Origin of the sequence: Sneathiella chinensis (assembly GCF_012720115.1) — a bacterium.
Classification (GTDB): Bacteria; Pseudomonadota; Alphaproteobacteria; order Sneathiellales; family Sneathiellaceae; genus Sneathiella; species Sneathiella chinensis.
Window position 1 is genome coordinate 38,888 of record NZ_VNWN01000007.1, and the last position, 22,659, is coordinate 61,546.

Genomic DNA, 22,659 nt, shown 5'->3' on the forward strand with positions numbered 1-22,659 from the left:
ATGACCAGAAGTGACGCCCGTCAAAATCGCGAGCTCATCATGACCGCCTTTCGGGAAGCCACCCGGATCAAGGCGTCGCCCCTGCCGACCATGTCCGAGATCGTCAAGCTGTCCGGGCTGGGCCGCGGCACCGTTTACCGGCATTTCCCGGATATCGGCGCCCTCGCCTTTTCCTTCATTGCCTCGGGGTATGAAACCCTGTTCACCCTCAGCCGCGAGGAACTCCGCAGCGCCGCCGATCCGGCCGCGGCCCGGCAGGCCTTGCAAAGCCACCTGCATCGCTATCGCGCCTTTTCCAAGGAAAACCTCGCCCTGCTGATGCGACCGGAATGCCTCACCTCCGAAGGGTATGGCCTTGCCTATACGGATCATCGCAAATGCGTAAGGCGGGCGCTCAGGACCATGGCCGGGATTGGTGTTGCCACGCCCCCGCTCCTGGAAACCCTTGTGGACATGGTCGCCCGGATCAGCGAGCCGGAACATCTCAGCGCCCAGTCCCTCACCTATGAAACCCCGGACAGCGCGGCAGGCCCGGCCATTGATCTGGCCCTGTCCCTTGCCGACACCAGCCTTGCATCCCTTGGTTGACATTCTTTCCGGTCCGGGAGACCCTTTCAAGGCATCGTAGAAAAACAAGAACAAGGCAAAAAACAGGAGGACGCCCCCATGAACCCGATCGTGCAGTACCATTTCGATTTCGGCAGCCCCAATTGCTATATCGCCCACAAACTGATCCCCGGCATCGAGGAGCGGACCGGCGTCACCATTGATTACCTGCCGGTTCTTCTGGGGGGTATCTTCAAGCTGACCAATAACCAGCCTCCCATGATCAAGTTTCAGGACGTGAAGGGAAAGAACGCCTATATGCGCCGGGAAATGGCCCGGTTCCTGAAAACCCACGGGCTCGACCGGTTTCGGATGAATTCGAACTTTCCCATCAATACGGTGCAGGTCATGCGCGGCGCCATCGTCGCCGCCGAGGAAGACTTTCTGATGCCCTATGTGGATGTGATCTCCGCCGCGATCTGGGAACAGGACCTGAAGATGGACGATCCCGATGTGATCGCCGCGGCCCTCAAGGCGGGCGGTCTTGATGCCGACCTGATCCTTCGCCGTATTCAGGAAGACGGTATCAAGAAGCAGCTTGTCCATAACACCTCCCGCGCCGTTGAAATGGGCACATTCGGCTGCCCCTTCTTCTATGTCGGTGACGAGCCCTATTTCGGCAAGGACATCCTCCGGGATATGGAGGAGGAAATTCTTCGCCAGAAAAATCAGGCCTCCGCATGAACGGCCCCTCCTTTGTCCGGTTGCGCCAGATTTGTCTGGCGTCGCTGGACCTGAAGGCGGCGGAAGACGCCCTCGCCCACACGCTTAATCTTCCCCCCTGTCATCGCTCTGCCCTTGATCATTTCGGCCTTGAGAACAGCATGTTTGCCCTCAACGGCACCTTTATCGAGATTGTCGCCCCGACCGCTGCGGATACTGCCGTTCACCGTTTCCTGAACCGCACCGGCGGGCGTGGCGGTTATATGGCCATTTTCGATTGCGATGACATCACCCCGCGCCAGCAAGCCGCAAACGCGCTAGGGATCCCCACGGCGTTCGAGCGCCGAACCCCCACCGCTGACCTTCTGCAACTGAACCCAAAAGCCACCGGTGCCACCATGCTGGAATTTGATCGGCATGAGGGCGGCACGGACCTTCTCGGGCGTTATGAATGGGCCGGCGGGGACTGGCACCCGTTCGTTTCAACGGATCATACGGACCGCCTGCAATCCATCACCATCCTGACGCCGGACCCGGCGGCCCGCGCCGGGCTCTGGTCCCCCCTGTTTGGCAAGCCCGCCGACGACGACGGGCCGGACCGGATCAACCTGATGCTGGATCACGGCCATATCACCTTCCAAAAAGGGGAGACAGACACCGAAACCGAACGCCTCGACCGTGCGACCCTCACCGTCACCTCCATCCGGGACACGCTGAACCGGGCACAGGAAGCCAACCTCCCCACCGAGGATACCGCCTTCCACTGCGGCGGCGTCACTTTCGAACTGACGGAACCCTGATCGGTCAGGCCGCTTCCCTTGACGGTTTCGAACTATTCTTTAATCAGGTGAGTCTGTGGAAATCAGGATTCTTATCAGCCCATTCCTGAAGATGCCTTTTACAGGCCAAGCGCAAATTTTTATCTGTCAAACGCTTGTCCCCACTCACCAAGAAATGCTCTGCTCCGTCAGCCCCTTTTTCTTTTGCTAACCTTGCAATCTTTCCATTTCGTCCTGCTTCTCTCGCGGGAGGCACCCCATCTTTGTGGCTATCTGCCCACCTCATGTGACTTTTCGAGAGCCCTCCAATATTGGCACTCTCCCTAAAAAGAATGCCTTTTTCCTTCCAATAGATTTCTGCCAATATTCCGGGACCAGCTGGAATTTCCCTACTCTTTCCCCGCTTAAAATCGATATTCAGCTTAACACCCTGACATTCCATATCTCTTCCTCCTCATCAGAAAATCTTCGTCTCTCTGCCCAACCTCTTCCTAACCAACCCTCTTCTTTCCCAGGCAAACCCTATAAAGAGCGCATGGTTAATTCAATACCCGGAAAGGTTATCTACATTAGTATCTTAAAATAAAAAAAGATATAGGCCTTGCAAAAGCCCGCATAAATTAAATCAATTTTAAACATATTCGCCCTAGCTAATGGCATGACAGGACGCATCCCGGAACCGCGCCCAATTGACGATCCGTTTATTGAAGATGAAAGACTGAAGCATGTCAGAGATGGACACCGCCCTTACCCTGCTTGAAAACATGCAGTTTGACCAGTTGCTGAACAGCCGGTTTGATGACCCGGCCTGCCAGCGGGTTCAGGATATTGGCAAGGCGTATCAGGCGCGGATGTCCACCCTTCTGGAAGGATGTGTCAATGCGTCCATCGCCATCAACCGCTCTGGCACCCACAGCGCCCGCCTGACCCGGCATTCCAACAGCACCAATACCAATATCCAGTCCTTTCACGGGCATCTGGACGATCTGGAGCAGATCATGGCCAGCATGTCCCAATCCCGCCACGGGGCCGAGCAGGACTCCGGCGAGGCCGCCGCGCTGGTTGGCAAATCGGCGGGTGCCATCGAGGAACTTTCCACCCGTATTCTCAGCTTTCGGGACAGCATCGCCTCGGTCGAGGCATCAACCGAGCGTCTGGCAACCTTCACTCACAGCATTGGCGACATCATCCAGCAGATCGAGGCCATCGCCAAGCAAACCAACCTTCTTGCGCTGAACGCCACGATCGAGGCCGCCCGCGCTGGCGAGGCCGGAAAAGGCTTTGCCGTTGTCGCCGGCGAGGTAAAATCCCTGTCCACCCAGACGGAACGGGCAACCGATGATATCCGCAAGCGGATACAGGAGCTTGGGGCGGAAACCTCCGGCATCGTCGAGAATGTCCGAAACTCCGCCGAGCAACTTGAACAAAGCTCCCAGCAGCTTGACACCACCCGCAGCACCACGGACGCCATGGTGGAAACCGTGGGCCGCTTTGTGTCCTCCATGCAAGGCATGGTTTCCGATGCCCACCGCCAGGACGAGGTCATTCGCGACATGCTGTCCGATGTGGAAAGCATCACCTCGCGGATTTCCGGCTATAACTCGGAAATGGGGCATCTGGGGGCGGACCTGCTCAATGCGGAAAATGCCCTGAAAACAATTTTCGACGCCCTCGATGCCGCCGATATCCCGGCCAAGAGCATCCGCCGCGCCCGCTCCGACCACCTGCTTTGGGAACGGCGCCTCTGTGAAATGCTCGTGGGGATTGGCGAGACCATGGACCCGGACACCATGACCCGGCATACAAGCTGCCGCCTTGGGAAATGGTACTATAATGTCGAGGATCATCAGGTCAGAAACGACCCGGACTACCGCAGCATGGAAGTCCCCCATCAGGAAATCCACGAACTGGCCCGAAAGGCCGTCCGCCTCTATCAGGACAACCCGGACACCAACCTCGCCGCGGTCAGTGACCTGATCGAACAGGTCGGCCAACGCGCCGCCGCCGTGGAAAAAAGCATCAGCAGTCTGGCTGGAAAGCTATAACGATCGGCGGCACAGACACGGACCGGTAGCAGCCGCTACCGGTGTCCCGCTCCCTGCCCCGCATCCCCAACCACCTCCAAAAATGCCGCAATCAGGCGGCGGCATTCCTCGGGCCTCGCCTGCAACAGAAAATGCGGCCCGTCCACCGTGACGCTCCGCAGATGGGGAAAATACACCGAGAATTCCTCCCCCTTCCCCGCAGGCACCAGCCAGTCCCTGGCGGCCCGGATATAAAGGACCGGAACCTCAATCGGCCCCGCCATTCGGGGAATGCACCCAACAGCGCGCAGTCTCTCCCTGATCCGGCCCGCTGGCATGGCAGCGACAACCTCAAGGAAGCGGTCAAAAATCTGCCGGTCCGATAGTCTCCCAAACAAAAGGGTCCGGGCAATGGCCTGAACGGGAAACAAGGTCAACAGTCCCCTTAACGGCAAGATCTGCGCCATTCCAAGAAGAAAGCGGTTCGGCGGCGTCAGAAAGGTCGCCACAAAAACCACGCCCCTGATCCGGCTTCCAAGGCGGGCCGCGATCAGGGCCGCAATTGGCCCCGAGAATGACTCGGCCACCAGAACAAGATCCCCGTCCGGCAATTCAGAAACGATCTCTGTGGCAAGCCCCTCATACCCCCGATCCCCCACGTCCGGCAAGGCCATGGGCAGGGCTGTCACACCGGGCATATCCAGCAGCGCCGCGGGAAACAACGCCCCCGTCCCATCAAGCCCCGGCAGAAAAACAACCTTCACCATGCCCTCCCCAACCTGTCCGCAACGGCAGGGCCGCGTCATGGTACCGGCAGTACCGCACATGCCCCTTTTTTCATATTACCCCGTCTTCCGTTCAACCAACTAACAATTTACGGAGCACAGCCAGAAGTTATATCATGAAAAAATAATTCCCCCATTCCTTCTGCCACCACGGAGCCAGAGAGATGATTGGAAAAATTACCGCCTGCATAGCAGCCATCACCCTCCCCTGTATTTTTCCGACCCTGCTTTTGGCAAAGGATTACAAACTCTCAAACCAGCCAATTTTCATTTCCAATGAATATTCGCGCTGTATCAGCAGAAATGACGACAAGTTCAGCCTCCTGCTCAAGGGGGTCCGCTTCCAGAAAGAGGATGGGCTATTTGTCGAGGATACCAAAATTGGCATCGCAATCGGGGCGACCCCTCATGTCAGCGGTCAAACGATTGGCTTTTCCCCGTATGAATTTACGGTCCTCAGGGAAGTTGACCTGAAAAACGCCGAGGAAGGCTTTATTCAGGACAGCGGTGCCCAAGGGCCAATCATGAACCTGTTTGACCTGAAGGCCGGTACGGGCACCGTCTCCAGAATTAGCTATGGCCTGAAGGTTATCAAAACCCGCGGAAAGGGAGACGCGGTCCAGTTGGCCCAGCATATTTTTGAAAGCGCAAAATCAATCGAGTTCCCGCCCAACCCATACTCAACCCCGGCAATACAGGTTGCCACCGTGATCAACGGGTTTATTGACGGTCTCATTGCGTCTGATACGGGGAAGGACATCGTCATTGGCTCTTCCAATGTCAGCATGGGGTTCAACCTGAACGGTGACAATTGCGATCCCTATGATGATGCCAGAACGGGTTACACCCTCTTTTTGTTTGAACCCAATGGAAGAACGGACAAGAAAATCAGGGACCACTTCATCTCAATTGACAGGGCCGTATGGGCCAATCTCTGCTTCAAGGTGGATCCAGCCTCTAACAGGCCCCAGTTTGCCGAAAAGAAAAACGGCTCCTGCCCCGCCCCACAATCCGCTGAATACAGGAACCTGTTCAACCCGTATGTCCTGTTCTATGTCCGTGCAGAACCCAAACAGTCCGCCGAAACCACCCGAGAGGACCTCAAGAACCTGACAAGTCTGTGGGCCACGGCGGAAAAACTTGAAACCCCAAAGGCCACAGGCACTGACGACCCCACCTATCAGGCCTTCAAGAAGACCGCCAAAACACTGAAAAGCGAATTCCACACCGTCAGTCTTTCCATGCTCAGCAACAACAAGGATCTCGACCGATCCGTGAGGGAGTGCGAGGCCTATGGCCTGAACATTTTCGACTGCTTTGACGCCTCTCTCGGCTACTCCCCCTTCGACATCCAGCAGTTCACAAATGGAACCGCCGCCCCCTCAAACAACCTCCTGACAACCTTCCCCAAACTCACCACCGAAAGGAGTGAATAAGGGATAGAGGTTTTGAAAATTCGGATATTTTTCAAGTTAGGGAACCAATACAAAGAGAGTTCCTACTTCCCATACTCACCTAAGACTAAGATCGCAGGCAACCCCTTCCTTTCCTCTTGGGAATATTCAGGAGCACTTGACATATCAGTAAGGTCCCTAAATAGCCTATCGGTGACAACAAATTTACCTGCTTTAATAAAAAAGAACGGATTTAAATCTTTTCGCACAACATCGGCAAACCAGTTCGCAGCCTTCGTCGCTTCATAAACCAAGTCATAACACTCCTGCACCCAAGTGTTGAATTTTTCTAAGTCGCGATCATAATCAGGATTATGTCCGTACGCTTTGTAAAAACGCAACGCTTTCCATACTTCTCCGCTATCTTGAAGCCTTCCATGCCTTAAGAAAACATCTTTCGCCCGAACCAAACAACATGAGAGTGTCAACGCTGCTCTACGAAGCTCTCCAAATTGTTCAGGCCATATAGCTGCTCTAACTTTCATTTCAAAGCACTCAATATCTTCAATATGTTGATCACTCCATATTGGCGTAGGAGACAACGCCCTTTGGGTCCAGTCATACCAAGTTTCAAAACGGCATAAAGTAACGGCAGCATCAATTATGTTGGATACTGTAATACCCGCAGCCAAAGCTTTGTCATCCTTGACAACACTTAGTGTTTCACTAACCCATAACTCATGCTCTGACTTCAACTGATACAGACGTTCAACAGGCCAATCTTCCTCATTCTCATCTATATCCGTATGATGTGTTGGACATAGCAATATTCGATTATGATACCCTTCTCTCTCCTCTGAAGTTAAAGGACTATTTCCACGAGCAGCTCCTTCTTTTTCTCCAACTATATGTGCCTGCTCTCCAAGAGTATAAGCTGAAGAAACAGCTTTTTTATCTTGCGTAAGCTCTTTGCGGCAGTCTCTGATTGCACAACGATTTCCCGAGCGCCCCCACAAGAGTTTTATATCTTTCTGCGACATACCCATAACAAACCTCGGTATTAAAATACTTGTTCCCGAAACCTTGTGACTAGCACCGTACTTTAAATATTAGGCTTTTACTACAAAACTCAAAGAAAGCATCAGAAAAACCTGATAATTTCACGCCGACTGCCCCCAAAGAAAATACAGCTTTATTTGTATCGACAGCAATGTTCGGCTTCGAATGGCTCTAAGCACAGATTCTATGGAAATTCTGTAAAATTAGCGTTTGCATTTTTGTTTATTTTTCAACGCCTTGCAGAGGGACTGCAATTTATGGCGGTGAAGGTGGGATTCGAACCCACGATGGAGCTATTAACCCCATACTCCCTTAGCAGGGGAGCGCCTTCAGCCACTCGGCCACTTCACCGTCGGCGCGCAATATGGCCAGAAATCATTTTAATGTCAAAGGCTTTATTCTCTGATCCGACAAATTCTTCAAACTGCATACAGGGGACGGGAAAAATCGGTCGGGTGGTGTTGGGGTGTCCCTAGCGGATCGGGCGTTAGCTGTCGGTTCTGAGCGGCTTTGCCGGTCGGTGGCTTTGGGCACGCCGGGCCTTTTATAGGCCTCAACCCCTGCACTTTCCCTCTGCCCTCTGCCTCTGCCCTCTGCCATCCGGTATAGGCCAATTGGTGTATTCTTCTTCAGTCCTGAAAAATTCCGGCTGAATTGCTATAAACATGACAGTGTTATTTTATTCAGTTCCCTAATGCTCCGACTTTGGCGGGTGCTTCCGGACCGGGGAGGAGAATCAATGAGTAGCTGCCCAAATCTTGAAGACACCCTGCTTGACGCCCTAGAGGCGATCTCGGAAGCCTTTGTCGTTTATGACAAGGATGGATATCTGGTGGCCTGCAACCGGAACTTCCGGCTGTTATATGGCTATAGCGAGGAGGAAGCGCGGCCCGGCGTTCATTTCAAGACCCTCTGCCAGTTGGATAGTGAACGGGGAAATTCCGTCGTTGATGATGACCCCAGCGACAAGATGGGCGACCTGAAGAAACGAGAGGAAAGCAACGACCGCAAGCAAGGGGTGTTCATCGGCCGGTTGCAGGATGGCCGCTGGATCCAGATCAGCGACCGACGCCTTTCCAATGGCGGCTTTGTCAGTATCCAGAGCGACATTACCGACACCAAGCAGAAAGAACGGCAACTTCTGGAAGCCAAGCAGATCGCCGAGCTTGCCAACCGTGCGAAAAGCGATTTCATGGCCAATATGAGCCACGAGCTGCGCACGCCCCTGAACGCAATCATCGGCTTTTCGTCGCTTCTGTCGTCAGAGGTTTACGGCGCCCATTCCGACCCCCGCTATCAGGATTATGCCAGCGATATCGAGAGCGCGGGCGAGCATCTGCTGACCCTGATCAACGAAATTCTCGATCTCGCAAAAATAGAGGCGGGCAACATTCGCCTGGACGAAAGCCAGACCAGCCTGTGGCACCTGACCCAATCGGTCAAAACCATGGTAAGCGCCCGTTCCCGCGAAAAGAATGTGGCCATGGAAGTGGCGATTGAGCCCCCGTCCCTCTGCCTTTATGCGGATCAGATCAGGCTCAAGCAAATCCTGATGAACCTGACCTCCAACGCGGTGAAATTTTCCCATCCGGGAAGCGTGGTCCGCATTGAATGGCGATTGCAGGACGATCAGGTCTGCCTGACCGTGTCAGACAGCGGTGTCGGCATGGAGGAAGAGTTCCTGCCCCACCTGTTCGAACCGTTCCACCGCAGCATGATCTCGCAAACCCTGCAAAGCGAGGGAACCGGCCTTGGCCTGACACTGGTCAAAAAATTCAGTGACGCCCATGATGCCAGCCTGCATGTGACAAGCGCCCCCGATCAGGGCACAACGGTGAGCTTGCGCTTCCCGGCGGACAGAACCCTGCTGGAGGAGCCCCTTCTGACAGCCGGAGCGACAGCGCGCCCGGAATAGCCGCAAGGAAACAGGAGATCGCGCGCGCAGCCCCCTTTGAAAGGGAGGACGGCACCCCTGCCCGTCAGGACGCGGAGGATGCGCCCCCGGTTGGGGCCGGCGCCACGGCCCGCCGGTAAAGATGCCACGTCGCATGCCCCAGAACCGGCAGGATCACCAACAAGCCCACCAACCCGGACAGGATCGACACCCCGATCAGGAAGGCAATCAGGAAGCACCAGAAGGCCAGCGGCAGCGGATTGCGGATTACAAAGCGGACACTGGTCACCATGGCCGTCACGAAATCAATGTCCCGGTGAAACAGCATGGGGAACGACACCACGGAAATGGAGAACACGAAAAATGCGATCATCGCCCCTGTGATATTGCCGACAAACAACAGAATAAGGCCCATCTGGGTGCTGAACACCTCGGCCACCAGTTCATTGAAGGAAATCTTGCGCAAGCCCATGAAGGTGAAATACAGGATCGCCGCGATATCGACCCAGATATAGAGGGCAAACCCGGTAATCAGGGCCATCCACCCCAGATCGCGCCCCACCATGCCCCGCACGCTTGAGAAGACCGTCGCCCATGTCAGGGGGGTCTCCTGTTCCAGATGGAAGCTGATCACATAGAAACCGCAGGCAATGAACGGGGCAATCAGGGCAAAGCCCGCCGCCAGCGGATAGACCAGAAAGGGAAGATCGAACCAGAATAGCAGCAGGATCAGAATCCAGCCACCGAGGGCATAGACGCCGCTGAAGAAAAGCCCGAACAGGGGGGCCTTCCTGAAATCATCAAGGCCTGCTGCCAGAACCTCAAGTATGTCGGAATAACTGACAGTATTGACGTCCGGCCAGTCCGACTTCGGTTTACGCGGTTTCCCCGCGTCTCCTGTCTTTCCGCTCACCCGCTCCTCCCGCGTGTATCGCCCTGTTAGTTTTCTCTTATTCTATACAGAGGCGTCCCGTTTACACAATCGGGAAACGACAGGGCCACGCGGAAATCGTTCAGAAAGCCCCCTTCATTCAGCGGCCAAGCACCCATTCCCGCGCCTGTTTCTGGGCGGCGGAAATTTCTTCCGGGGACATGTCCATGGAAATCTCGGCCCGGTTTTCGCGGGCTTCCTTGACGCCGTTCAGGGCGGCCAGATTGAACCACTTGTGGGCCGCAACCAGGTCAAGGGGAACCCCGTTCCCGGTGGCATAGCGCAAACCGGCCCGATACTGTTCCATCGGATCATCCAGCATTGCACGGTCATTTTTCTGATCCAGAAATGTCTTATCCAATACTGCCATTTTTCTCTCCTTCCCGGAAAAGTGCAGCCATCAAACAAGGAAAATTCCTATATTCGTTATTTATGATTTACAGAAAAATATTAACAATGCGTTGAAACAGCAGACCCTAATGCGAAATATCCCTGGCGGTGTGCCCCCCTGTCAGGGCCTCAAGCTCGGTCAGGCTGGTCTGGAAAATACAGTGCGGATGCCCCGCGGCGGCGTAAATCCTGTCGAACCGGGCAAGGCTTTCATCCAGAAAAACCGGAAGCTGGCGCTTCATGCCCACCGGGGCCACACCGCCAATGCTGAACCCGGTTTCTTCCTTGACCAGATCGGCAGGCGCGGGCCGGATCTTGCCACTTCCGCCAAGATGCGCCCGCAGCGCCTTGGTATCACAGCGTTTATCCCCCGCCACAAGGGCAACAAGAAGCTGATCGCCAGCCATGAAAACCAGTGTCTTGACGATGGCCCCCACATTACACCCGATGCTGGAGGCTGCATCCTCGGCGCTTCGGGCAGTGCTTTCCAACGCGCGTACCCGCCCCTCAATCCCTGCGGCCTGCAGGGTCTCGATCACCTGACGGACCGATGGCCGCTCCAGTAAACCCGACATTCCCGTTCTCCCAAAAAATAAAGCCGAAACCCGGATGAGTTTCGGCTTTATTTACGAGAATTTCAATGCACTAGGTTCGCGCCGTCTGACCAAACAGAACCTTGCGGCTTTCTTCCGAGGTGATGTTCGTCTGTTCCCGCAGGTCCTCGCCCACTTCGGCGCCGCGCTGCACGGCCGGACGGGCGCCCATGGCCTCGAACCAGCGTTTCAGGTTGGGGAAGTCGTTCAAATCCTGCCCCTGCCGTTCAAACGGAACAATCCACGGCCATGCGGCCATATCGGCAATGGAATAGTCCCCGGCCAGCCATTCGCGGTTTGCCAGTTGCCGGTCCATGACACCATACAGGCGGTTGACCTCGTTGGTATACCGCTCGATCCCGTATTCCACCTGAACCGGTGCATACTGGCGGAAATGGTGCGCCTGACCGGCCATGGGACCAAGGCCACCCATCTGCCAGAACAGCCACTGGTTCACATCCGCCCGCCCCCGCGCATCCGCAGGCAGGAAACGGCCATGCTTGTCGGCCAGATAGGTCATGATCGCGCCGCTTTCAAAAACGGAGATCGGCTCGCCGCCATCCGCCGGGGCATGATCAACAATTGCCGGCATCCGGTTGTTCGGAGCGATTTTCAGGAAATCCGGCTCGAACTGCGCCCCCTTGCCGATATCGACAGGCTTGACCGTATAGGGAAGCTCAAGCTCTTCCAGCAGGATTGTGATCTTCCTGCCGTTCGGTGTGGGCCAGTAGTATAAATCAATCATCTGCAACGTCCTTTTCGTTTCTTATTGTCATGGACCTGCCCGGGCACAGCCGGGTAAGGCCCTTGTTTTTCAGAACGATTGTTCCGCTTTCTTCTGGTAGAAAATCAGTCGGTCGGGAAATCAAGCCCCATCTCGCGGTAGCGTTCCGGGTCATCGCCCCATTTCTCGCGGACCTTGATGAACAGGAACAGGTGTACACGCTGCTCCATGATTTCCTCAAGTTCCTCGCGGGCCATGGCGCCGATCTGCTTGATGGTCCGCCCCCCCTTGCCCAGAATGATGGGCTTGTGGTTCTCGCGGGAGACATAAACCACCTGATTGATCCGAACGGACCCATCCGCTTTTTCTTCCCAGCTTTCCGTCTCGACGGTCAGGGAATATGGCAGTTCCTGATTAAGCCGCAGGAACAGCTTTTCACGGGTGATTTCGGCGGCCAGGTTGCGCATGGGGGCAATGGCAAGCTGCTCTTCCGGGTAGAGCCACGGGCCTTCAGGCATTTCCTTGGCCAGATCAGCCCTGAGGTCGGCAACACCGTCCCCGTTCAGGGCGCTGATCATGTAAACCTTGTCGAAAACGCCCCGTTCCATCAGCTTTTGCGTCAGGCCCAGCAGCGTGTCCCGCTTGATGGCGTCAATCTTGTTGAGGATCAGATGAGCCCGCAATCCGGCCTTTTCAAGACCAGCGATAATCCGCTCCACATCCTTGGTCACGCCCTTGATGGAATCCACCAGAAGCGCAATCTTGTCCGCATCCTGCGTCCCGTCCCACGCGGCGTTGACCATGGCCTTTTCAAGACGCCGGGACGGATTGAAGATGCCCGGAGTATCCACAAAAATGATCTGCGCCGGACCTTCAAGGGCAATGGCCGTGATCCGGGACCGGGTGGTCTGGACCTTGGGGGTCACGATGGCGATCTTGGCGCCGACAAGCTGGTTCAGCAATGTTGACTTGCCCGCATTCGGCGCACCGATCAGGGTCACATAGCCACACCGGGTGTTCACATCCTCGGAAACAGAATTATCCATTCAACTGATCTTTCAACATTTTCTCGGCCGCGCCTTGTTCCGCGACCCGTTTTGACGCCCCGACAGCCCGGCACGGGGTCACCCCTTCAAGGGTAACCTCGACGGTGAATGTCGGGTTGTGATCCGGTCCTTCCGACTTGATCACTTCATAGACAGGAGGGGCCTTGCCCCGCTTGGCAGCCCATTCCTGCAAGGATGATTTAGGGTCTTTTTCCGCCGCTTCCAGAAAATCGAAGCGTTTCCACCAATGGTCGCGAATAAACTGCGAGGCCGCTTCCATCCCGCCGTCCAGATAGAGGGCGGCAATCAGGGCCTCGACACAGTCTTCCAGAATGGCCGGATTATCCCGCCCGCCGGACGTGGCCAGATCCACAGACATGCGCAAATACGCACCGATATCCAGATCCCGGGCAATCTCGGCCAGCGTTTCCTTGCGCACCTGCGCATTGAACCGCCGCGAAAGCTGGCCCGCTTCCGCATGGGGATAACGGCGGAACAACTCCTCGGCGATGACAAGGCCCAGCACCCTGTCCCCCAGAAATTCCAGCCGTTCGAAATCGCGGATGCCTTTCTTGCGCATCTTGCGACCCTTGGTCATGGAGGTATGGGTCAGAGCCTCCGCCAGCAATTCCTCAGCGGCGAAACGATGGCCAAGAACAACCATCAACGGTTTCAGGTCAGTTACTTCTGTAGACATTAATTCAGACTGTCAAAAACGCGATCCCAACGGGCAGCGAAGGGAACCTTCCAGATTTCAAGGAAGCTTGTATCCCCTTCCAGGGACATGAAGATAATTTCGGCGCGGCCGACAAGATTTTCCACCGGAATATAACCGACCTGGCTCAGGAACCGGCTGTCCGTTGAATTATCCCGGTTGTCGCCCATGGCGAACAGATGCCCGGCCGGCACGGTAAAGACTTCCGTATTATCGGCGCTGCCATTCCGCACCATGTCCAGCGTCATGTAGGTTTTCCCGCTGGGCAGGGTTTCCTTATATTGCGCGATCCGGCGGAAATTGCCGTAAAAATCGCGGTCCACATAATCCTCGACCCGCTCGCGCTTGACGGCTGTGCCGTTGATATACAGCACGCCATCGATCATTTGCAGCTTGTCGCCCGGCAGGCCCATGATCCGCTTGATATAATCAATCGGTTCGCCCTTGGGCTTCTTGAAAACGGCCACATCACCGCGTTCCGGCAAATCTTCGAGGATGCGGCCATCAAACGGCCCCATGCTGAACGGGAAGGAATGCTTGCTGAACCCATAGGAATATTTGGAAACAAACAGGTAATCGCCGATTTTAAGGGTGGGCAACATGGACTCTGACGGGATCTTGAACGGTTCGAACGCAAAGGTCCGAATGACCATCGCGATCAGCACGGCATACACGACGGTCCGTATTGTTTCTCCCAGCCAGCGTTCGTCTTTCACCACATCTTCTTTCATAAAAAAAGTCCACCCAATCCAGACTATTCAATTGCACGTTCAACAGGCCCGCGCAACCGCTTAAAACTTCAATTTTGGCTTAATCTAACGGAAAAGCCTCGATGATCACCATTGCCTGCGCCTGCGGCGGTTCATCCGTAATGGTCAGATGAATGACAGGGCGGGTCCCCGGCGGCGTGATCTTCTCAAGCTGCAACAGCGCCCCGCCGGTCAGTGCCAAAGTGGGCTTGCCTGATGGCAAATTGATGACACCCATGTCTTTCCAGAAAACGCCCTTGCGAAACCCCGTGCCGAGGGCCTTGGAACAGGCTTCCTTCGCCGCATAGCGTTTGGCATAGGATTCCACCCGGTTCTTGCGCCGCTCCGACTTGGCGATTTCCACATCCGTATAGATACGGCTGATAAAGCGGTCCCCAAACCGTTCCAGTGTGCGCTCGATCCGCGTTATATCGATAATGTCGTTTCCAATGCCGATAATCACGGCGTCTTCCCTTCCGATGACAAATAGATCATCCGGCCAAACCGGATCAGGACCGGGCCGCGTCCATGCGCTGGCGCATTTCCCGAACGGCGGCTTCCAACCCGATGAAAATCGCCTCACCGATCAGGAAATGACCGATATTCAGCTCCCGCATTGTGGGGATCGCCGCCACATCCGTCACGGTCTCATAAGTCAGACCATGCCCGGCATGGCATTCCAGCCCCAGTTCCCCGGCAATGGTCGCCGCCTTGACAATGCGGTCCAGTTCCGCCGCCCGTTTTGGCCCGGCCGGAACATCACAATAGGTTCCCGTATGCAACTCGACAATATCCGCGCCAAGGGCAGCGGCTGCTTCAAGCTGGCGGGCATCCGGTTCCACAAACAACGAGACCCGGATACCGGCGCCCTTCAGGGCCGATACATAATCCTGTAACTGGGTCCGGGCACCGGCCACGTCAAGCCCGCCCTCGGTTGTCCGCTCTTCCCGCTTTTCAGGGACCAGACAACTGGCATTCGGTTTGTGTTGCAGGGCGATCTGCAGCATTTCCTCGGTGGCGGCCATCTCGAAATTCAGCGGCACGGTAATATCCCGCCGAAGACGGGCAATATCCTCGTCGGCAATATGGCGGCGATCCTCGCGAAGATGCGCGGTAATACCGTCAGCCCCGGCCTTCTCGGCGATCAGGGCCGCGCGCAACGGGTCCGGATGAATACCGCCGCGGGCGTTACGAATGGTTGCCACATGATCAATATTTACGCCTAATCTCAACTCTTTCATTTTTCCCCTCGTGCGGTCTCTTGAGAGACTGCTCCGGCCTGACTGCGAACCTCGCGGGCGTTGGTCAAAATATCCGCCCGTTTCTTATGAAAGTTACGAATTAGCAGCCGCAATGGATAGAAAAAAACACACCAGATAACACAGAAAACGGGAATGGACCCGACAAACATCGGGAAAATCACTCCCAGAAAAAGTTCCCGCACCCCTTCCCAGCCCATATGCCAGAAGGTGGTGAAAAACGTATCCATGGTTCCGGCATCAAAAGCCAGCTTGCGCATGGTTTCCTTGCCGATGATCCAGTATCCCAGATTATAGGTCCCGGTCCAGATCAGCGGGAAGGTCCACGGATTGCCAAAAGCCGTTCCAAGGGCCGATGCCAGAATATTGGCCCGGAACCCCCAGGCCAGCAACCCGGCAATGAGGAAATGCAGCCCTACAAACGGCGTCACCGACACTGCGGCCCCAAAGGCAAATCCCGCCGCCAGCGAATAGGGCGTGCCCGGCAGCCGCGCCAGTCGATACCCAAGATAACGGGTGGAACGCGCAAAACCGATGGAAGGCCAGAAAAAATCGGCAATTCTTCTTATGTAGCTCGGTTTGGCGCGGCGCTGAAACATCCTGATAGGGCTCGGCTGGCGCTATTTCAAGTCGCGACTTCCCGGCTTGATTGCCGGAAGGGCCTGCAAATGCTCTGGCAGGGCATCAGGTGCATAGGTTTTCACATCCATCCCCATCAGCGAGAATAACGGAACCCCCACATCGGCGGTGCCATTGGACCGGTCGATCAGGCAGGTTGCCCCGACCACATCACCGCCATGGGCCTTGATAACCTCAATACATTCCCGGCTGGATTTGCCGGTGGTGACGATATCTTCGGACATAATGACCCGCATGCCCTTTTCAAGATGGAACCCGCGGCGGAAAGTGAACTCACCGTCCACCCGCTCGGTAAACATGCCCGGAACGCCCAACTGGCGCGCCATTTCATAGCCGACAATCACGCCGCCCATGGCCGGGGCCACCACCGCATCCACGGCATTGTTCCCAAGCTCGGCAATCACCTTGTCCGCCAGCGCCCGGCACAGGGCCGCCGCCCGGTCCGGATACATCAAAACCCGTGCGCATTGCAGATACCGGTCGGAATGCAGACCGGAACTGAGCAGGAAATGCCCTTCGAGCAACGCATCCGTTTCCCGGAAATGGGTCAATACTTCTTCTGGTGTCATCAATACTTCCTTTTAGCCGCTGGCACGTTCAACAGAACTGATTACAGGATCAGCCCTGAGGGCGGCAATGATATTTGTCAGATGCCGAACATCCCGAACCTGGATATCGATCCGCATCTCGAAAAAGTCCTCGCTTCGGTTCGCAATGGCAAGGTTGCTGATATTCCCGTGGTTGGACGCGATGGTCGAGGTGACGCTGGACAGGGCACCGGCCTCGTTGGCCATGACCACCGAAATCCGCCCCACCTGCATGCTGTTTTCCTGAATTTCCGCATCCCACGAAACATCCAGCCAGCGTTCCGGCACATCCGCGAACTGTTCCAGTGTATCACAATCAATGGTGTGAATGGTCACCCCTCGCCCGGTGGTGACAATCCCCACGATCCGGTCGCCGGGCAGCGGATGGCAACATCCGGCCAGATGCAGCGCCATACCCGGAATGAGACCCCGGATCGGAATGGCATTGTCGTTTTTCTTGCGCCGACCACTGCGGGCCTTGTTCAGCGGGATAACCTTGTCTGCCGCCTGCTTCAGTTTTTCGCCGGGGAAGACAATTTCGAAAAGCTGCTTGCCCGTATGGGTGCCATCGCCAAGGCAACAATAGACATCTTCCACATTTTCGCAGCCCCAGACCTTGAGCACCGGCGCCAGCGCCTTTTCCGTAAACGGCTTGCCTTCCAGACGGAATGCCTTTTCCGCGATGGATTTCCCAAGCTCGACATACTGGTCGCGTTGCTGGTGGCGGATGAACCGCCGGATGGCGGACCGCGCCTTGCCGCTGACCACGAAACTTTCCCAAGTGGGCGACGGCGTCTGGTTCTTGGAGCGCAGGATTTCCACCTGATCGCCGTTCCGCAGCACGGTCCGAAGCGGTGTCATGCGGCCGTTCACCTTGGCCCCGACGCAGGTATCCCCGACCCGCGTATGAACCGCATAGGCAAAATCAACGGGGCTGCTGCCGGACGGCAGGGAAATCAGGTCCCCCTTCGGGGTGAAACAGAAGACCTGATCCTGATACATGTTCAGCTTGGTATGCTCAAGGAACTCGTCCGGGTCGGAGGCTTCCTCCAGAATTTCCAGAAGTTCCCGCAGCCAGCGATATTGCTGACCTTCCTGCATACCGCCGCCAATCTGTTCCTTATACTGCCAGTGGGCCGCCACACCATATTCGTTGGTTTCGTGCATCTCGCGGGTTCGGATCTGCACTTCAATGCGCTGCCGCTCCGGCCCGATGATGGTGGTATGGATCGACTGGTAATTGTTCCGCTTGGGCGTCGAGATATAGTCCTTGAACCGGCCCGGCACCATGGAATATTTGGCATGGAGAAGCCCCAGCACATGATAGCATTGCTCCACATCCGCGACGATGATACGGAAGGCGATGATATCGGCCAGTTGCTCAAACGAAACGTTGTTCTTTTCCATCTTGCGCCAGATGGAATAAGGCCGTTTTTCCCGTCCTGACACCTGCGCCTGCAAGCCGGCCTCGTGCAAATCGTCCTTCAGGGTCTCGACAATGCCGGAGACAAGATCCTCCCCCTCCTCGCGCAGGAACTCAAGGCGGCGCAGGATGGAATTCCGGGCCTCGTCATTCAGTTCGATAAAGGCAAGATCTTCCAGTTCATCCCGGAAACTCTGGATCCCGATCCGCTCTGCCAGCGGCGCATAGATTTCCATGGTTTCCGTGGCGATGCGTTGCCGTTTTTCAGGCTTTTTGATGAAATGCAGGGTCCGCATGTTGTGCAGACGGTCCGCCAGCTTGACCAGCAATACGCGGATATCGTTGGACATGGCCAACAGCAGCTTGCGGAAATTTTCGGCCTGCTTGGTCCGGTCCGACTGAAGTTCAAGCTGGGAAAGTTTGGTGACACCATCCACAAGAACGGCGATTTCCTCACCAAAGTTCTTCTCGATCTCTTCCTTGGTGGCGACCGTATCCTCGATCGTGTCGTGAAGCAGCGCCGTGATAATCGTCGCCATATCCAGCTTCAGATCGGTCAGGATACCCGCGACTTCGATGGGATGGGAAAAATACGGATCGCCTGATGCCCGAACCTGACTGCCGTGCGCCTTGATGGTAAAAACATATGCACGGTTTAAGAGATCCTCATCTGCATGAGGGTCATAACTCAGGACTCGTTCTACAAGTTCAACTTGCCGTAACATTCATACTTTCCGAGGCGGGCGATCGGAGAGATTGCCAGGAAGACAAGAAAATCGGGACGGTCGCCACAAATCTGTCCGCGGAGACCTTCCCGATGGAGTGTAAAGGATATCAGCTTGCAGCGAAAGGATCGTCTGCTTCTGTTTCCTCATTTTCCGCTGGAGCCTCGTCGGTGGCGCCGACTTCAGATGCAGTGAAGGTTTCCTCAGGCTCACCTTCCTGTACCACACCGGCCCACTCACTGCTTGAGCTCATCAGCGCAGCCATGTTGTCCTCTTCCGGCTCATCCACTTCAACGCGACGCTGCAAAGAGTGAACCAGGCTGGACTTCAGATCATCCAGATCGATTGTTTCATCGGCAATTTCACGAAGCGCAACAACCGGGTTCTTGTCGTTATCGCGATCCACGGTAATCATGGAACCGGCGGCAACACTTCTTGCACGCCGTGCAGCCAGCAGGACCAGCTCAAAACGATTGGGAACCTTATCGACGCAATCTTCAACGGTTACGCGAGCCATATGAATGAATACTCCAAATGTATGTAATTTGCTTATCTACATATGCGTTTGCGCCGGAATTGGCAAGCTAAACCCACAACAAATTCAAGCCTTTTGCCGATTAACCGGTATTTTCAACGAATTGTGCCTTTGCGGGCACAACGTCAAAAACCTGACTGTCCCCAAGATCGGCCAGAAACGCCCGCGCCGTCTTGCCGTGAACCGGGTGCGTCCAGTCCGGCGCAATTTCGTCCAGCGGCACCAGAACAAAGGCCCGCTCATGCATGTGCGGATGCGGGATCACGCCCCCGACGTCCTTGTCCCGGTTGTCCGTCACCAGATCGTCATAGGCCAGCAGGTCAAGGTCCAGCACCCGGGCCTCCCACTTGACCTCCCGCACCCGGCCAAACTCCCGCTCCACCTCGTGCAGAAGCGCAAGCAGGTCCGCCGCCGACAGGTCGGTTTCCACCTTCAGGACCGCGTTCACATACCAGGGTTGGTCGGACACGGGCACCGGCGCCGTCCGGTACCAGCTTGACTGGGCAACAACCGTCACCCCCCGCCGGACCAGTTCCTCCACGGCGGCGGCAAGACTGTTTACAGGCTCACCGTAAACCGGGTGCATCAGATTTGCGCCCATCCCGATAATAATCAAACACCTTCTCCACAACTAAATATTCAGCATGTCTACTTAAAATCCAGACTAATATTCCAGAATAACAGCACAGGGAAACAAAAAGTGCCGGTTAAATTGATACTGGTTTATTTCAAACAGCTTTGTTACCATCTGCGGGTGTCGGCACTGTCGATAAAAAATTACAAAAAACTAATAATTATGAGATTTGTCGGACTCCTATGACATTTTATTCAGAAGAACGTATCGCGTTGTTCATAGACGGCGCCAACCTCTACGCTGCCGCCCGGGCCCTTGGTTTTGACATTGACTACAAGAAACTTCTCAGTCAATTCGCCACCCAGGCCCGACTTGTCCGCGCTTTCTATTATACCGCACTGATGGAAGATCAGGAATACTCTCCCATTCGGCCGCTGGTAGACTGGCTCGATTATAACGGTTTTACCATGGTCACCAAACCGACCAAGGAATTCACCGACGCCACGGGCCGCCGCAAACTCAAGGGCAATATGGATATTGAACTGGCCATCGACATGATGGAACTCAGCAGTCATATCGATCATGCTGTCCTGTTCTCAGGCGATGGGGATTTCCGCCGTCTGGTCGAGGCAATCCAGAGAAAAGGCGTCCGCGTCACCGTGGCCAGCACGGTCCGCACAAACCCGCCCATGATTGCCGACGAACTGCGCCGTCAGGCCGACTTTTTCATCGAACTGAAGGAACTGGCCCCGAAAATCGGGCGGGCCGTTTCCCAGCGTAATGACGACGACAACTATCATTACGAGGATGATTTCGGCGATGATTTCGACGACTATGACAGCCGCGAAAAAAGCGCATAACGGGTAATACAGACCCACTACCCCCCTGTCCCGGGGAAAAAATATTCTTGTCATTTCTGATCAATGTCACCCTGCAAGACATTGAATTGAAACCCATTTCCAATATGATACAGCGCGAAACGCACCGCCCCTCGTTATCGCAACCTTGAATATTAGGAAATTTTTATGTAGAATGCGGTATTTCTAGCGTAAATTTCCACGTCTCCGAATCCGGCCCCTACACCACAAGACCGGAGGGAGCAGCGACTTCTAAATCGGAGAGACGTCATGACCAGACGATTGATTATCTGCAATGATCATTCGTGGACGAATCGAGAATTGAGAAGCGGCCGTCGTGCCGTTACCGGGAATGCCACCCTTGCCCATCAATGCCTGATGCCGGAAAATCGCAACGGCGCCCCCCAGATTGCGCTTCTGCAAAACGAAAAAACCGACTGTTCCCTGATCTCGGCCCCCTTGCGGCGGATTTTTGGGACCGGGATCAAATCCGAAATCCTGCATGCCTATGAGTTTCTGGGCCGTCACTATCGACCCGGCGACCATATTTACCTGATCGGGGCGGGTCGCGGGGCCTACAGCCTGCACTGTCTGGCCATGCTGGTGGCCCGCGCCGGCATTCTGACAACAGACAGCCTGACCAGCCTGCAGCAGGCCTATCTGTACAGCAAGTTGGACGACGAGACCCGGAATGCGCCCGCAGGCCAGGAATTGCGGAAAAAATTCACCAGCCAACCGGCCCGCATCCGTTTTCTGGGGCTTTGGGACTCGCTTGGTCATCGGGGGACCCCGACCCTTGGCATGCAACGCCTGTCCCGCCTTTGGTCAGAGGATACCCCGCCAACACTTTGCGAGAATGTGGAAAAGGCCTATCAGGCCCTTGCCCTTGATGAGGACAATCCCGCCTATGAGGCCATGATCTGGGCTGGAACAAACAGCAGCGACCAGAAATGCCTGAAATCCGTGGAACAGGTCTGGTTCACCGGACGCCACGAAAATATCATCGGCGGCCGCCGGGATTGTCGCCTGTCGGACATCGCCTTCCTGTGGCTGGTTCACAAGGCGGAAGAGGAAGGCCTGTGCTTCAATCATGAGAAAATTGACGACCTGACGAACCCCAACCCGTTGGGACAGCTTTACAAGCGCCGCACGATCGGCGATCTGGGGCGCCGCCTGTTCAAGCGCCGCTATGTGCGGGCATTGGGACGGGCAGACAGCCACTTCACCCGGCAACGCATCCCCGATACCGAGAAAATCCACGAATCCGTGCATACCCGCCGCAATCAGGATCACAGCTATCATCCGCTGGCCCTGAACGCGGCGGCGTCAACCACCCTGCCCGTTGCCGCCGCCATCGAGGTACGCCGCCAATCCCATCGGCGGTTCCGGCGCATGCGGGTCAATTGCCCGGCTACCCTGTTGGTCAATGCGGAACGCTATAATGGCAACCTGATTGATTACAGCCGCGGCGGCGCCCGCATCTGGACCCCCCGCGAACTGCCGGTTGGAACGCCCATCACCTTACGATCGGCGCTGTTGTTTGATTCCGGGATGGAGGGGCATGTGGTCTGGTCTCATGACCAGTCTGTTGGTGTGGAATTCGCACAGGAGCTGGAACGCAACCAGCTTCAGCAGACACAAGTCAGAATTCACTAGAAACACCCCGCCAAGACCGGCCTGTATGGCGCAAGGACTGACGGCGGGGCGC

The 22,659-nt window shown here is 55.7% G+C and carries 25 protein-coding genes and 1 tRNA gene; 8 read left to right on the forward strand and 18 right to left on the reverse strand.

The genetic code is table 11. From position 1 onward, the window contains the following. The 3 genes from FQB27_RS12625 to FQB27_RS12635 all read left to right on the forward strand — a co-directional run bounded on the left by FQB27_RS12625 (nt 1) and on the right by FQB27_RS12635 (nt 2,069). Nucleotides 1–588, forward strand: coding sequence for a TetR/AcrR family transcriptional regulator (locus FQB27_RS12625; protein ID WP_169561424.1), 588 nt, complete (start codon nt 1–3; stop codon nt 586–588). A 78-nt stretch (nt 589–666) separates the two neighbouring features. Then, complete coding sequence (locus FQB27_RS12630; protein WP_169561425.1) at nt 667–1,290, forward strand: 2-hydroxychromene-2-carboxylate isomerase; 624 nt, start codon at nt 667–669, stop codon at nt 1,288–1,290. Then, entirely contained in the window at nt 1,287–2,069 is a 783-nt protein-coding gene (locus tag FQB27_RS12635; RefSeq protein WP_169561426.1) for a VOC family protein, read from the forward strand. Before FQB27_RS12630 ends, FQB27_RS12635 begins: the two co-directional genes overlap by 4 nt. A gap of 43 nt (nt 2,070–2,112) precedes the next feature. Here the strand turns inward: FQB27_RS12635 and FQB27_RS12640 are convergent, their stop codons facing one another. After that, complete coding sequence (locus tag FQB27_RS12640) at nt 2,113–2,490, reverse strand: hypothetical protein (RefSeq protein ID WP_169561427.1); 378 nt, start codon at nt 2,488–2,490, stop codon at nt 2,113–2,115. A 283-nt stretch (nt 2,491–2,773) separates the two neighbouring features. Between FQB27_RS12640 and FQB27_RS12645 the strand changes: the two genes are divergently transcribed. After that, on the forward strand, nt 2,774–4,093 hold the full coding sequence (locus FQB27_RS12645; RefSeq protein WP_169561428.1) for a methyl-accepting chemotaxis protein: 1,320 nt from the start codon (nt 2,774–2,776) through the stop codon (nt 4,091–4,093). Between the two features lie 35 nt (nt 4,094–4,128). Here the strand turns inward: FQB27_RS12645 and FQB27_RS12650 are convergent, their stop codons facing one another. Next, complete coding sequence (locus FQB27_RS12650) at nt 4,129–4,899, reverse strand: alpha/beta fold hydrolase (protein ID WP_169561429.1); 771 nt, start codon at nt 4,897–4,899, stop codon at nt 4,129–4,131. A gap of 122 nt (nt 4,900–5,021) precedes the next feature. Here FQB27_RS12650 and FQB27_RS12655 point away from each other — a divergent pair, with 122 nt between their 5' ends. Then, complete coding sequence (locus FQB27_RS12655) at nt 5,022–6,293, forward strand: hypothetical protein (RefSeq protein WP_169561430.1); 1,272 nt, start codon at nt 5,022–5,024, stop codon at nt 6,291–6,293. Nucleotides 6,294–6,355: 62 nt separating this feature from the next. Here the strand turns inward: FQB27_RS12655 and FQB27_RS12660 are convergent, their stop codons facing one another. After that, nucleotides 6,356–7,291 carry a hypothetical protein gene (locus FQB27_RS12660; RefSeq protein WP_169561431.1) on the reverse strand — a complete coding sequence of 312 codons (936 nt, stop codon included), beginning with the start codon at nt 7,289–7,291 and terminating at the stop codon, nt 6,356–6,358. 277 nt (nt 7,292–7,568) lie between these two features. After that, nucleotides 7,569–7,661 (reverse strand) — tRNA-Ser (locus FQB27_RS12665). A 388-nt stretch (nt 7,662–8,049) separates the two neighbouring features. Between FQB27_RS12665 and FQB27_RS12670 the strand changes: the two genes are divergently transcribed. Further along, nucleotides 8,050–9,225 (forward strand): sensor histidine kinase, encoded by a 1,176-nt coding sequence (locus tag FQB27_RS12670; RefSeq protein WP_169561432.1) that lies wholly within the window; start codon nt 8,050–8,052, stop codon nt 9,223–9,225. Nucleotides 9,226–9,289: 64 nt separating this feature from the next. Here FQB27_RS12670 and FQB27_RS12675 read toward each other — a convergent pair whose 3' ends face one another. From FQB27_RS12675 to folK, 14 genes are all read right to left on the reverse strand, one after another. Further along, a complete protein-coding gene (locus FQB27_RS12675; RefSeq protein WP_169561433.1) occupies nt 9,290–10,117 on the reverse strand; it encodes a DUF2189 domain-containing protein in 828 nt (275 codons plus the stop codon). 118 nt (nt 10,118–10,235) lie between these two features. Then, nucleotides 10,236–10,505, reverse strand: coding sequence for an SEL1-like repeat protein (locus FQB27_RS12680; protein ID WP_206374641.1), 270 nt, complete (start codon nt 10,503–10,505; stop codon nt 10,236–10,238). Nucleotides 10,506–10,611: 106 nt separating this feature from the next. Further along, nucleotides 10,612–11,100 carry a YbaK/EbsC family protein gene (locus FQB27_RS12685; protein WP_169561434.1) on the reverse strand — a complete coding sequence of 163 codons (489 nt, stop codon included), beginning with the start codon at nt 11,098–11,100 and terminating at the stop codon, nt 10,612–10,614. Nucleotides 11,101–11,170: 70 nt separating this feature from the next. Beyond that, nucleotides 11,171–11,863: a glutathione S-transferase N-terminal domain-containing protein gene (locus tag FQB27_RS12690; RefSeq protein ID WP_169561435.1), complete on the reverse strand. Its 693-nt coding sequence runs from the start codon at nt 11,861–11,863 to the stop codon at nt 11,171–11,173. 104 nt (nt 11,864–11,967) lie between these two features. Beyond that, entirely contained in the window at nt 11,968–12,888 is a 921-nt protein-coding gene (gene era, locus FQB27_RS12695; RefSeq protein ID WP_169561436.1) for a GTPase Era, read from the reverse strand. Further along, nucleotides 12,881–13,585: a ribonuclease III gene (rnc, locus tag FQB27_RS12700; protein ID WP_169561437.1), complete on the reverse strand. Its 705-nt coding sequence runs from the start codon at nt 13,583–13,585 to the stop codon at nt 12,881–12,883. Before rnc ends, era begins: the two co-directional genes overlap by 8 nt. Continuing rightward, complete coding sequence (lepB, locus tag FQB27_RS12705) at nt 13,585–14,334, reverse strand: signal peptidase I (RefSeq protein WP_169561438.1); 750 nt, start codon at nt 14,332–14,334, stop codon at nt 13,585–13,587. Before lepB ends, rnc begins: the two co-directional genes overlap by 1 nt. 79 nt (nt 14,335–14,413) lie before the next feature. Then, nucleotides 14,414–14,815 (reverse strand): holo-ACP synthase, encoded by a 402-nt coding sequence (gene acpS, locus FQB27_RS12710; RefSeq protein WP_169561439.1) that lies wholly within the window; start codon nt 14,813–14,815, stop codon nt 14,414–14,416. Nucleotides 14,816–14,861: 46 nt separating this feature from the next. Further along, nucleotides 14,862–15,593 (reverse strand): pyridoxine 5'-phosphate synthase, encoded by a 732-nt coding sequence (locus tag FQB27_RS12715; protein ID WP_169561440.1) that lies wholly within the window; start codon nt 15,591–15,593, stop codon nt 14,862–14,864. After that, complete coding sequence (locus FQB27_RS12720) at nt 15,590–16,210, reverse strand: DUF2062 domain-containing protein (RefSeq protein WP_169561441.1); 621 nt, start codon at nt 16,208–16,210, stop codon at nt 15,590–15,592. The genes FQB27_RS12715 and FQB27_RS12720 overlap by 4 nt, the downstream gene beginning before the upstream one ends. Nucleotides 16,211–16,231: 21 nt before the next feature. Beyond that, nucleotides 16,232–16,819, reverse strand: coding sequence for an orotate phosphoribosyltransferase (gene pyrE, locus FQB27_RS12725; RefSeq protein ID WP_169561442.1), 588 nt, complete (start codon nt 16,817–16,819; stop codon nt 16,232–16,234). 12 nt (nt 16,820–16,831) lie between these two features. Further along, nucleotides 16,832–18,985, reverse strand: coding sequence for a RelA/SpoT family protein (locus FQB27_RS12730; protein WP_169561443.1), 2,154 nt, complete (start codon nt 18,983–18,985; stop codon nt 16,832–16,834). Nucleotides 18,986–19,094: 109 nt separating this feature from the next. Then, on the reverse strand, nt 19,095–19,502 hold the full coding sequence (gene rpoZ / locus FQB27_RS12735) for a DNA-directed RNA polymerase subunit omega (RefSeq protein ID WP_169561444.1): 408 nt from the start codon (nt 19,500–19,502) through the stop codon (nt 19,095–19,097). A 100-nt stretch (nt 19,503–19,602) separates the two neighbouring features. Continuing rightward, a complete protein-coding gene (gene folK / locus FQB27_RS12740; protein WP_169561445.1) occupies nt 19,603–20,136 on the reverse strand; it encodes a 2-amino-4-hydroxy-6-hydroxymethyldihydropteridine diphosphokinase in 534 nt (177 codons plus the stop codon). A gap of 200 nt (nt 20,137–20,336) precedes the next feature. Between folK and FQB27_RS12745 the strand changes: the two genes are divergently transcribed. Then, nucleotides 20,337–20,954 carry a LabA-like NYN domain-containing protein gene (locus tag FQB27_RS12745; protein WP_169561446.1) on the forward strand — a complete coding sequence of 206 codons (618 nt, stop codon included), beginning with the start codon at nt 20,337–20,339 and terminating at the stop codon, nt 20,952–20,954. A gap of 267 nt (nt 20,955–21,221) precedes the next feature. Continuing rightward, nucleotides 21,222–22,607 (forward strand): phospholipase effector Tle1 domain-containing protein, encoded by a 1,386-nt coding sequence (locus FQB27_RS12750; RefSeq protein WP_169561447.1) that lies wholly within the window; start codon nt 21,222–21,224, stop codon nt 22,605–22,607. The last annotated feature ends 52 nt before the right edge of the window (nt 22,608–22,659 follow it).